The sequence below is a fragment of the Sphingomonas paeninsulae genome (genome assembly GCF_003660165.1).
GTDB classification, from domain to species: Bacteria; Pseudomonadota; Alphaproteobacteria; order Sphingomonadales; family Sphingomonadaceae; genus Sphingomonas_O; species Sphingomonas_O paeninsulae.
This window is the reverse complement of sequence record NZ_CP032829.1, coordinates 269,790-281,667: the sequence shown is the minus strand read 5'-3', so window position 1 is coordinate 281,667 and position 11,878 is coordinate 269,790. Positions and strand designations below refer to the sequence as shown.

General features: G+C 58.6%; 10 protein-coding genes. 9 read left to right on the top strand and 1 reads right to left on the bottom strand.

Annotation, left to right across the window (positions count from 1 at the left end):
• Positions 1–10 precede the first annotated feature (10 nt).
• From D3Y57_RS06720 to D3Y57_RS06680, 9 genes are all read left to right on the top strand, one after another.
• Positions 11–625, top strand: a complete 615-nt coding sequence (locus D3Y57_RS06720) for an NADH-quinone oxidoreductase subunit J (protein ID WP_121152343.1) — start codon at positions 11–13, stop codon at positions 623–625.
• Complete coding sequence (nuoK, locus tag D3Y57_RS06715; protein WP_121152342.1) at positions 622–927, top strand: NADH-quinone oxidoreductase subunit NuoK; 306 nt, start codon at positions 622–624, stop codon at positions 925–927. Before D3Y57_RS06720 ends, nuoK begins: the two co-directional genes overlap by 4 nt.
• Positions 927–2,969: an NADH-quinone oxidoreductase subunit L gene (nuoL, locus tag D3Y57_RS06710; RefSeq protein WP_121152341.1), complete on the top strand. Its 2,043-nt coding sequence runs from the start codon at positions 927–929 to the stop codon at positions 2,967–2,969. Before nuoK ends, nuoL begins: the two co-directional genes overlap by 1 nt.
• Complete coding sequence (locus tag D3Y57_RS06705) at positions 2,966–4,504, top strand: NADH-quinone oxidoreductase subunit M (protein ID WP_121152340.1); 1,539 nt, start codon at positions 2,966–2,968, stop codon at positions 4,502–4,504. The genes nuoL and D3Y57_RS06705 overlap by 4 nt, the downstream gene beginning before the upstream one ends.
• Positions 4,501–5,946 (top strand): NADH-quinone oxidoreductase subunit NuoN, encoded by a 1,446-nt coding sequence (nuoN, locus tag D3Y57_RS06700; RefSeq protein WP_121152339.1) that lies wholly within the window; start codon positions 4,501–4,503, stop codon positions 5,944–5,946. Before D3Y57_RS06705 ends, nuoN begins: the two co-directional genes overlap by 4 nt.
• A gap of 41 nt (positions 5,947–5,987) precedes the next feature.
• Entirely contained in the window at positions 5,988–6,653 is a 666-nt protein-coding gene (locus D3Y57_RS06695; RefSeq protein WP_239025968.1) for a biotin--[acetyl-CoA-carboxylase] ligase, read from the top strand.
• Positions 6,654–6,662: 9 nt separating this feature from the next.
• On the top strand, positions 6,663–7,439 hold the full coding sequence (locus D3Y57_RS06690; protein WP_121152337.1) for a type III pantothenate kinase: 777 nt from the start codon (positions 6,663–6,665) through the stop codon (positions 7,437–7,439).
• Between the two features lie 183 nt (positions 7,440–7,622).
• Positions 7,623–9,200, top strand: coding sequence for a ribonuclease J (locus D3Y57_RS06685; RefSeq protein WP_121155556.1), 1,578 nt, complete (start codon positions 7,623–7,625; stop codon positions 9,198–9,200).
• Positions 9,201–9,216: 16 nt separating this feature from the next.
• Entirely contained in the window at positions 9,217–9,483 is a 267-nt protein-coding gene (locus tag D3Y57_RS06680) for a DUF1467 family protein (protein ID WP_121152336.1), read from the top strand.
• A 46-nt stretch (positions 9,484–9,529) separates the two neighbouring features.
• Here D3Y57_RS06680 and D3Y57_RS06675 read toward each other — a convergent pair whose 3' ends face one another.
• On the bottom strand, positions 9,530–11,815 hold the full coding sequence (locus tag D3Y57_RS06675) for a coiled-coil domain-containing protein (protein WP_162987009.1): 2,286 nt from the start codon (positions 11,813–11,815) through the stop codon (positions 9,530–9,532).
• Positions 11,816–11,878 lie beyond the last annotated feature (63 nt).

The following is an 11,878-nucleotide window of genomic DNA, read 5'->3' as shown; positions in this document are numbered from 1 at the left end:
GCGCGGCAAAGTGATCCAGATACTCTCCTTTTACTTGTTCGCATTTGTCGTCGTGCTTTCGGCGCTGCTGACAATCACCGCGCGCAATCCGGTCCATTCGGTGCTGTGGCTGATTCTCGCGTTCTTCAACGCCGCGGGTTTGATGCTCATTATCGGTGCTGAATTTATCGCGATGTTGCTCGTCATCGTTTACGTAGGCGCGGTTGCGGTGCTGTTCCTTTTCGTTGTCATGATGCTCGACATCGACTTTTCGGAAATGCGGACGGGATTCACGAAATATCTGCCGCTTGGGCTGCTTATTGCCGTTGTGCTGATCGCCGAAATCCTGATCGCGACATTCGCCTGGAAAGCGGGCGGTATCGTCCTCGCCAACCGCGTCTCGCCGATCATTGCAGAGGTACCGAATACCGAAGCGATCGGCTTGCTGATCTACACACGCTATTTGTATATTTTCGAAGGCGCAGGTTTGGTCCTGCTGGTTGCCCTGATCGGTGCCATTGTCCTTACGCATCGTGCGCGTGGGGGCACCAAGCCGCAGAATATTTCGTCGCAGGTCCGTCGTCGTCCTCAGGATGCAGTTCGGATCGTCAAGGGGCAGGGCGTCGGCTCAGGGGTGGAATTGTGATTGGATTGCATCATTACGTCGCGGTCAGCGCGATCTTGTTCGTGCTGGGGGTGCTCGGCATCTTTATCAATCGCAAGAACCTTATCATCATCCTGATGTCGATCGAACTCATCCTGCTCGCGGTGAATATCAATTTCGTCGCCTTCAGCGCATTTTTGAATGACCTTGTTGGTCAGGTTTTCGCGATGTTCGTGCTGACTGTTGCTGCGGGGGAGGCGGCCATCGGCCTTGCCATCCTCGTCATATATTTCCGCAGCCGTGCGACAATCGCGGTCGATGACGTCAATCGGATGCACGGCTGATGCTTATAAAACTGATGGTATTCCTGCCGCTGCTGACGGCGCTCGTCGGCGGTCTGGGACGCAATTATCTCGGACTGTTCGGGACCAAGATCGTCACCACGGCGGGCTTGTTCATTTCCTGCATCATCGCGTGGATTACGTTTGCAACCTATTTGAACGGCACTGGCGTCGCTCAGGTCATTCCAGTCCTTGATTGGATCCGCTCGGGTAATCTCAGCGTCGATTGGAGCCTTCGTGTCGATACGCTGACTGCGGTGATGCTCGTCGTCATCACCACTGTCTCTGCGCTCGTCCACCTTTATAGCTGGGGCTACATGTCTGAGGACGACAGCCAGCCGCGCTTCTTTGCGTATCTCTCATTGTTCACCTTTGCGATGCTCATGCTCGTGACCGCCGACAATCTCGTCCAGATGTTCTTCGGTTGGGAAGGCGTCGGCTTGGCATCGTATCTGCTTATCGGTTTCTGGTATCAAAAGCCGACCGCCAACGCGGCTGCGATAAAGGCATTCGTTGTCAATCGCGTTGGTGACTTCGGGTTCTCGCTCGGTATTTTTGGCACGTTCCTGGTGTTCGGCACGGTTTCGATTCCAGCGATCCTCGCCGCTGCCCCCGGCATGGCCGGAACCACCATCGGCTTCCTCGGTGGCAGCGTCGATACGATGACATTGCTCTGCCTGCTGCTGTTCGTCGGCGCGATGGGTAAATCGGCACAGCTCGGACTGCACACATGGCTTCCTGACGCAATGGAGGGCCCGACGCCCGTTTCCGCGCTCATCCATGCTGCGACGATGGTCACGGCAGGCGTCTTTATGGTGTGCCGCCTGTCGCCGATGTTCGTGGTTAGCCCGACTGCAATGACCGTCGTCACCCTGGTTGGTGCCGCGACTGCGTTTTTTGCCGCGACTGTCGGCACGACCCAGACCGACATCAAGCGCGTCATTGCCTATTCGACCTGTTCGCAGCTCGGCTATATGTTTTTTGCAGCGGGCGTGGGCGCGTTCAATGCCGCCATGTTCCACCTGTTCACCCACGCTTTCTTCAAGGCGCTGTTGTTCCTTGGCGCAGGGTCAGTCATCCACGCGATGCACCATGAACAGGACATGCGCTTCTACGGTGGCTTGCGGAAGAAGATCCCGTACACTTTCTATGCGATGTTGGCCGGAACTCTTGCGATCACGGGCCTCGGTTTCGAGGAAGTGTTCGGGTTCGCCGGTTTCTATTCAAAGGACGCCATCATTGAAGCCGCCTACGCCCATGGTGGCGAAGCGGGCGGCATCGCTTTCGCAGTCGGTGTATTTGCCGCATTGCTCACCAGCTTCTATTCATGGCGCCTGATGTTCCTGACCTTCTGGGGCAAACCCCGCTGGGCAGGCAGCGAGCATATTCAGCACGCGGTTCATGACACACGCGGTCATGACGACCACGCCGCAGAAGGGGCAGGCTCCGGCCCGCACCACGTCAAGACCGTCGAAGGCACCGCAGGCTATCACCCGCACGAAAGCCCGCTGACCATGATGATTCCCTTGGTCGTGTTGAGCCTCGGAGCGATCTTTGCCGGGTATCTGTTCCACCACCAGTTTCTTGGTGCTGAACGTGGCGCAGAGTTCTGGAATGGGAGCCTCTCATTCAATGCTCACCTGATGGAAGCGATGGAGGGCGTGCCGTTGTGGGTGAAGCTATCGGCTACGATCGCCATGTTTGCAGGGTTTGGAATTGCTTGGTGGGCCTATATTGCCGACACCAGCATCCCGAAGAAGTTCACCGACACGTTCCAGGGCCTCTATAAATTCCTGCTCAACAAATGGTATTTCGACGAGCTGTATCACCTGCTGTTCGTTGTTCCCGCCTTTGCCCTTGGCCGGTTCTTCTGGCACCGCGGTGACGAGAAAACGATCGACCGCTTCGGCCCGAACGGCGCTGCGGCGGTGGTGGTCGGTGGCGGCAAACTCGCTGCGAAACTTCAGTCTGGCTATCTCTACACCTATGCACTGGTCATGCTGCTGGGCCTTGCCGCAGCCGCGACCTGGGCGATGACACGATGAACGGGTTCCCTATCCTCACGATCATGATCGCACTCCCACTCCTTGCAGCGGTGGCGTGCCTTTATACCAATGCGAACACCGCGCGCTGGATTGCCCTCATCGCAACGCTGGCCGATCTTGGCCTCGGCATTGGCCTATGGGCGGATTACGATCTGGCGGGTGCCCAGTGGCAGTTTGTTGAGAACATTCCGCTGTTTGGGCGCTTTTCATGGGCGCTCGGTATCGACGGCATCGCGCTGATGCTCATCATGCTCAGCGTCTTCCTGATGCCGGTCTGCATCGCCGCATCATGGGAAGCGATCACCGATCGCGTGCCGGAATATATGGCGGCATTCCTGCTGATGGAGGCGCTGATGATCGGCGTTTTCGTGAGCCAGGATTTGTTCTTGTTTTACATTTTCTTCGAAGCTGGCCTTATTCCGATGTATCTCATCATCGGTATATGGGGCGGCGCAAACCGCATTTACGCCAGCTATAAATTTTTCCTCTACACGTTGCTCGGATCGGTTCTGATGCTGATAGCGATGTTGTGGATGGCGCGCGAAGCCGGCACCACCAGCATTCCCGTGCTGATGGAGTTCAACTTCTCTCCGCAAGCGCAAGTATGGCTGTGGATCGCCTTTTTCGCATCGTTCGCCGTCAAAATGCCGATGTGGCCGGTCCACACATGGTTGCCCGACGCACACGTACAGGCACCGACAGCCGGTTCGGTCATCCTCGCGGGCGTGCTGCTCAAAATGGGTGGCTATGGTTTCATCCGTTTCCTGCTGCCGATGTTTCCAGAAGCGTCGGCTTACTGGTTCTGGCTCGTCATGGGCCTATCGATGATCGCCATTGTCTATGCCTCGCTTGTCGCGCTGGTTCAGACCGACATGAAGAAGCTGATTGCTTATTCGTCCGTCGCCCACATGGCGTTCGTGACCATTGGCCTGCTCGCCTTCAACCGTCAGGGTATCGAAGGCGCGATGATGATGATGCTGAGTCACGGTCTGATTTCCGCAGCCTTGTTCCTGTGCGTTGGCGTGATTTACGACCGTCTCCACACGCGCGAGATCGCACGTTACGGCGGGCTGGCGAACAATATGCCGGGCTATGCGCTTTTCTTCATGCTGTTCACTATGGGGTCGGTCGGCCTTCCCGGCACCAGCGGTTTCGTTGCCGAATTCCTCAGCCTGATCGGTGTTTATCAGATCTCGAGCTGGGTCGCATTCGTCGCGACCACCGGTATCATCCTCGGCGCGGCATATATGCTCTACCTTTATCGTCGGATCATTTATGGCACTGCTGCTGGTCCGGACGCCGCCGCGATGCCCGATCTTTCCAGGCGCGAAGTAGCGATTCTCCTCCCCATTGCCCTCGCGGTTCTGTGGATGGGTATCTATCCTGAAAGCTTTATGGCACCGATGCGCCGCGATGTGGGCACTCTGGTCGCGCGTATCGAACGCGCCAATCCAGGCAGTGACGCCAAACTCGCCGTCTCGACCCATACAAAGGCCGCTGTCGGACATGAAACCGGCGCGGAGCACGCAAAATGAACCAGCTCCTTTTCACGCTTCCCGAACTGATCCTGTCGATCGGAGCGATTGTCCTGATGCTCGTCGCGGCATGGCGTGGCGATGAAGCTACTCCTGCGATCAGTATCGGGGCGGTTGCGTTGCTCGCGGCTGCCGGATTTGCGCTGCTGGGGCCGGCCGGCGATGGTGGGACTGCCTTTAACGGCCTGTATCGCGCCGATGCTTTTGGAGCGTTTGCCAAAATCCTAATCTACGCCACAACCGCAGTCTGCATCATTGTCGCCCCACGCTTTTTCGGGGGCAACGGCGTCGCCCACGAACGCCTGCGTGCGGAATATCCGGTGCTGATCCTCCTGGCGACCGCGGGTGCAGGCATGATGGTGTCGGCAACCGACTTATTGACGCTCTACATCGGCCTCGAATTGCAGAGCCTTGCGTCCTACGTCCTTGCCAGCTTCATGCGCCGCGACACGCGTTCGGCCGAAGCGGGCCTTAAGTATTTCGTCCTTGGCGCACTCGCCAGCGGCATCCTGCTTTACGGCATCTCGCTCGTTTACGGTTTCACCGGCACCACCGGCTATGAGGGCATCGCGCGGGCATTCGGCGCAGGATCGATGACGACGACCGGCCAACTTTTTGGCCTCGTGTTCGTGTTTGCCGGCATCGCCTTCAAAATCGCCGCAGTCCCATTCCATATGTGGACCCCCGACGTTTATGAAGGCGCGCCGACGCCGGTCACGATGCTGTTTGCCACTGCTCAGAAAGTAGCGGCCGTCGCGTTGCTCGTGCGCGTGTCGATGGTGGCAATGGGTTCGGCAACGGGCGACTGGCGCCAGATCGTTATCTTCGCCTCGCTCGCCTCGATCATCCTTGGCGCAGTCGGAGCAATCGGCCAGACCAACATAAAACGCCTGCTCGCCTATTCGTCGATCAACAACGTCGGTTTCGCGTTGGTCGGCCTTGCAGCAGGAACGCGCGAAGGAGCATCGGCTGTTCTGACCTACATGGCGATCTACGTCGTGATGACACTCGGCTCGTTCCTGTGCGTCCTGCAAATGCGCGATACCAACGGAAACCATGTTGAGAGCATCGCCAGCCTGTCGGGTCTGTCGCAACGTCGAAAAGGCTTGGCCGCTGCGCTCGCGATTTTCATGTTCTCACTGGCAGGTATCCCGCCGTTGTTCGGTTTCTGGGCTAAGTTCGTGGTTTTCGACGCCGCGGTTGCAGCGGGCCTAACCCCGCTCGCCGCCGTCGGTATCGCGTCCTCGGTAATCGGCGCATTCTATTATCTCAAAATCATCAAAACGATGTATTTCGATCCTCCTGCGACTGACTTCGCCCCAGCGGCAAGCCGCATTGAAAACGGTTTGATCGCCGTGTTCGCTGCGTTCATCGTCTTGGGCTATCTGGCTATTCCGTGGCTCGGCGCATGGTCCAATGCTGCTGCCGGAGCACTGTTCTGACGATCCACCACGTCGCGGAAACAGGATCGACCAACGCTGATATGCTTCAATTGGCAGCAAGCGGATCGGTGGCTGATGGCGATTGGCTATACGCTGATCGCCAGACTTCCGGACGTGGACGTCTTGGCCGCGACTGGGCATCGCCACCCGGAAATCTCTACGCCAGCGGACTGGTCACTCTCAGGCACAGCGATCCTGAAGCTGCCACGCTGGCGCTGGTCGCTGCCATAGCGGTGTACGACACGCTGAAAATATGGACTGCGACGCAGCCGCTTTTCATCAAATGGCCGAATGACATTCTAGTCGACGGCGCAAAGATATCGGGTATCCTTCTGGAGCGTACCAATGACGCAATTATCGTCGGTACGGGAGTGAACCTTTCGTTCAATCAACCAAATCTTGGCCGAGCTATCACTAGCATGGCTGCTCTTGGGGTATCGCCGCCCGATCCGAAAACCTTTCTCGAAACTCTCACCGAAGTATTCGCCAACTGGCTTTTGCTTTGGAGGGGGGAGGGGCTTGCCGCGATCCGGACCGCATGGGCAGAACGTGCGCACCCCATCGGCACTGCGCTCTCCGCCGCCATTCCGGACGGCGGCCGGGTCGATGGCCTGTTCGACGGCTTGACCCAGGACTGTGCTCTCCGCTTGCGCTTGGCGGATGGCTCCCAGCGTGTCATTCACGCGGGCGATGTTTTCCTGATTTGAAGGCCCCTTATGCTACTCGCCATCGATGCCGGAAATACCAACGTCGTCTTCGCACTTGTCGAAGGCGATGATATCGTCGCGCGCTGGCGGATAGCTACTGATCCGCGTCGGACCGCCGACGAGTATGCGGTATGGCTACACCAGTTGATGCAACTGGGCGGTCAAGACCCGAAATCCGTTACGGCGGTCGTTATCGCGACCGTTGTGCCCCGTGCGCTTCACAATCTGACGGTGCTTGCTGAAAAATATTTCCGGCAAACCCCGCTGATTGCCGGTCGCGCACCTTTGGAATGGGGCATCCATCTCGATGTCGTCGAACCCTCGACGGTGGGTGCCGACCGTGTGGTCAACACGATTGCCGCCCATGCGCTGCACAGTGGCGACCTGATCGTCATCGACTTTGGTACCGCTACCACCTTTGATGTGATCGATTATACCGGAGCGTATAAAGGCGGCATCATTGCGCCGGGCATCAACCTGTCACTCGATGCATTGGTTGCTGCCGCGGCGAAGCTTCCCCGGATCGCCATCGAGACACCGGAAAGCACCTCGGTGATCGGGCGCACGACCGAAGAGCAGATGGTGATCGGTATCTACTGGGGCTATGTTGGCCTGATCGAAGGGCTGGTTACCCGGATCAAGGCTGAAATCGGCCGTCCGGTAAAGGTTATTGCGACCGGCGGCCTTGCCACGCTTTTCGAACGGCACAGTAAAGTCTTTGACATGATCGAACCCGATCTGACGATCCGCGGGCTGACGATAATGTGGCATCGCCTGGCTAAATAGTCCGTCGAAATAAACGACGGCTAATTTCACATTTTCGACGCAATCCCCGGCATCATTCGTGCTAAGGCGCGGCAACTCTCCGGCGTTGGCCGAACCAAGACCTGAAGAAAGAACCCACTAATTTTGACAAAGCCCGGCAAAGAACTGCTTTTCCTCGCGCTCGGCGGGTCGGACGAAATTGGCATGAACGTCAACCTTTACGGTTGCGACGGCAAATGGCTGATGATCGATCTCGGCCTGACATTTGCGGGTGCCGACTATCCCGGCATCGATCTGGTCCTGCCCGACCTTGAATTCATCGAGGCGCGGCGCAAGGATCTGGTCGGCATCGTTCTGACGCACGCGCATGAGGATCACATTGGCGCGATACCCTATCTTGCTGCCGATCTTGGCGTGCCGCTCTATGCCAATCCTTTCACCGCGACGCTCATCAAGGGCAAGTTGGAGGAAGAGGGTATCGCCAAGCAGGTTAAGCTCAACATCATGAAGCCGGGCGATAAGCTCGACCTCGGGCCATTTGGCATCGAACTCGTCCGCCTTGCACATTCGATACCGGACATGGACGCAGTGATCATCGACACCCCATATGGTCGCGTTTTTCATACCGGTGACTGGAAGCTGGATGCCGAGCCCGTTATGGGCAAACCCGCCAACGCCGACGAAATGATGGCGATCGGCGATAGCGGTATCCTCGCGCTGGTCTGCGATTCCACCAACGCTTTCAACGACGAAGCATCGGGCAGCGAGGGTAGTGTTCGCGATGGCTTGATGAAGGCAGTTGCCGCGGCCAAGGGACGCGTCGTTGTGACCAGTTTCGCATCGAACGCGGCGCGCCTCGCGACTTTGGGTCAGGTTGCCAAGGCGAGCGGGCGGACGTTGACAGTCGCGGGCCGTTCGCTCGACAAGATCATCGGTGCAGCGCGCGCCAATGGCTATCTGAAAGACTTTCCGGAAACCGTGGATTTCGAATCGGCGATGAAATTGCCGGGACATAAGTCGCTTATCATTGCGACTGGCGGGCAAGGTGAGTCCCGCGCGGCCTTGGCGCGGATCGCTTTCGACCAGCATCAGATCAAGATGAAGGACGGCGACACCGTCATCTTCTCATCGAAGCAAATTCCCGGAAATGAAGTGCAGATCGGGCGCATTCAGAATGCCCTGGCCCGCAAAGACATCCTGATGGTCACCGAAAAGCAGGCCCATGTGCATGTTTCCGGCCATCCCGGTCGTCCTGAACTGGCGACCATGTATGACTGGATTCGTCCGGAAATGCTGATTCCCGTCCACGGCGAACGTCGCCATATGTCCGAACAGGCGCGTTTCGGGCTTGAGCAGGGCGTGCCGAAATCCATTGTTCAATCGAACGGCGATGTTGTGCGGCTCGCTCCTAATGGTCCGAAAATCATCGGTCATGAGCGTACTGGCCGGCTGTTGCTGGATGGCGATGTGATCCTCGCAGCCGAGGGCATTACGATTAATGAGCGCCGCCGGATTTCGGTCAACGGTGTGGTTTCGGTGGCAGTCGCTATCGGCTCAGATGGTCAACTTCGTGGAACGCCCGAAGTGCGTATTCAGGGATTGCCTGTTGAGGAGGATCGCGAAGCCTTCACGCTGGAAGCATGTGACGATGCCGCCGCTGCTGCACGAAAAGAGCGTGAGCCTGATCGGGTGCGGGAAGCTGTTCGTCTTGCCGTGCGCAAGACCGCAACGCGGTGGACCGGTAAAAAGCCGGTGATCGAGGTTCTGGTGGTTCGGGTTTGACCGGGGAAACAATGACATGAACTGGAAGTCCGCGCTCGCCATCTATGTCCTGTTCTGGGTGATGAGCGCGTTCATCGTCTTGCCGTTCGGAGTAAAAACGCCCGAGGAACTTGGTGTCGAAAAGACACCGGGGCAGGTCGAAAGTGCGCCTGCCAATTTTCGGCCAAAACGGGTGCTGATCAGAATGACGATCCTTGCCACGATCCTGTTTGCGTTATTCTATGGCAACTACATCTATGGCTGGCTGAGCGTTGACCAATTGACGGTGTTCAAGCCTGCTTGATGTTTCCAGAAACTCCGTCACCCTGATCGTTTCAGGGTGACGAACTTCAAGCCCGCAGCCGCTCGATCGCCTGCGCCAGCGCTACATACAGTTTGCCCATATCCGATGACAGTAATGTCACACCCAATGCCGACCCGTCGCGCGTCGCCAGTACATTGCGCAGCATCGCTTCGAAGTCGTGGATGTAGCGGTTCACCTGATCGCGGAACTCGGCCTCGCCGTCATAGTGTCGCAGGATTTCCCGCACTTCGCCTGAATCGAGCAGCCGCACCGCGCGACGGGTAAACACACCTCGGTCGCCGCGCAGATAGGATGCCCAGGCCGCATCGGTGGTTTCGTTCGACAGAATCTTGGTCACGTCAATCGCAGTGGAATTAAGCGATTCAATCAGCAAGGCCACCCGGCGGGCAAAGTTGTCTGAATCATTGTCCTGAACCTCGGCACGCGCTTCGGCGATCCGCGTTTCCACAGCAGCACTGGTATCCGCAATCGTGAGCATCTGGCGCATGAGCCGGTCGCTCGCCTTATGCGCGGTCTCCAGCGCTCGTTCCGCAGTCGCGCCAAGTTCAGCGATGTGCACCTCGACCTGTTCCGAAATTGCCTTGGTCAACGCATCGCGGCTTGCTTCCGACAGTTTCTCTGCGGATTCGGGGATCACGCGACTGATTGCATCACGTGCCCGATCTGCGGCGGCCTGCGCCGTTTCGCGGACCCGGATCAGAGCCTCCACCAACTGGCTACTCGCACCATTGGCAAGCTCACGCGCTGCACCATCGGCCTTTTCGATCTCGCTCAGCAAGGCACGTGCAGTGTCACCGCTCGCCGCCAGACGTCCATCGGTATGCTCTGCAAAATCGTCGAGCAGCACGCGCTGCTTGGCGAGCAGTGCTTCGGCCTCCATCAATCTATCGAGCGCAGATGCAGCGTTACGTTCGAGCGCCTCAACCTCGGGCGAGGTGCGCGTCACGACATCCTTGCTGACCAGCGCGCGCTTGTCCAACCGATCGAACGCAGCGGGCAGGGCCTCGTCGATCTCACGCGTCGTAGCATCCAGCGCCGTCATCAGTTTTTCAGTCCGGCCAATCAGCGCATCGGCGGTACCGGCCCCGCGCTCAAGCGCGCCGGTCAGCGTTCCCGCATGATCGGACAGCGAAGACAGGGTAGCAGCCAGTCGCTCGCTCCGTGCCGTTCCGCGTTCGTCGAGGGCCGCAAATCGGCCATCCAGACTGTCCAGCCCCTCGCGTAGCGACGCCATCAACAGCGCCGTCGCCTCGCTTTGGCCCGCCAGCAGAGCGCCCATCGCTTCCACGCGCTCCCCGGCGTCGTCGATCCGCACAGCAATCGCATGGGCCGAATCCGCGCCGGTTCGGGCAAGTGCTGCCTGTGCCTGATCGACGAGTGCCATCATTGCCGCGCCCTGTGCTTCCATTCCCTGTCGCGCTGCATCGCCCGCACGCGCTGCGTGGTTCAATGCCAGATCGACAGCTTCGGTCATCGTCGTCGCAGCTTCGTTCAGCCGCGTTCCCGCAGTTGCGCTGACGCCTTCGATCCGACCGAGATGAGCCGCCAGCTTCTGCGCCGCGTTTCCGGCAACTTCATCGGCTTCCCGGCCCCTGACCGTCAGCACCGATAGCTGGGCATCCAATTGCCCGACCTGTTCGTGCGCCGAAAGGCCTGCGCGTTCCAGAGCAACGACCATCTCGTGCGTTTCAATCAGAGCCTTCGGCAAATCGCTGAGTAACACCGCCACCTCGGCGCGCGCCGTCGATGCGGACTGTTTCAGCGCTTGCGTATGGCGGACGATCATATCGACATCTCCGCCCATCGCCTGACCAAGCGCACGCACATGATGTGTCGCGTCTTCGCCAAGGGACAAAAGATGTTCGCTCGTTTCGCCAAGGAGGACCCGCTGTCGAGCCAGCTCATCGGACACACGCAACAGGGTCGCGCTCAGACGTTCGTTCTCGATTCGCATTTGGGCAGACACCAGGCCGAACCGGCTGGTTTCCGCCCTGCCGCCGCGCATGATCAGGCTGTAGAGGATGCCGATTACAGCCAATGGCGCACAGCCGACAGCGATAGCGCTGGCGATCTGGTCCGATGTTGGTGGCGTTGCAAGCCAAACGGGCACGCGCGTCGCCAGCAGGAAAACTACCCAACCAACGGCAGCTATCGCGCAAATCGCTGCTGCTATCGTGCGCGGCCAGTCACGAGATCGCTCTTCATCCAGCGGGGCTTCATCAAAGCCCACCTCCATATCGGTTGCGGCAAGGTCGGGCGTACCGTCTTCGGTGCGCGCGTCCGGCGTTCGGTTGGGCCAGAGCCCGACCACTTGCGATCCCCCGTTCATGACGAGTGTTTACCATACTCATTCTGAAACGCGAACGAACAGTGC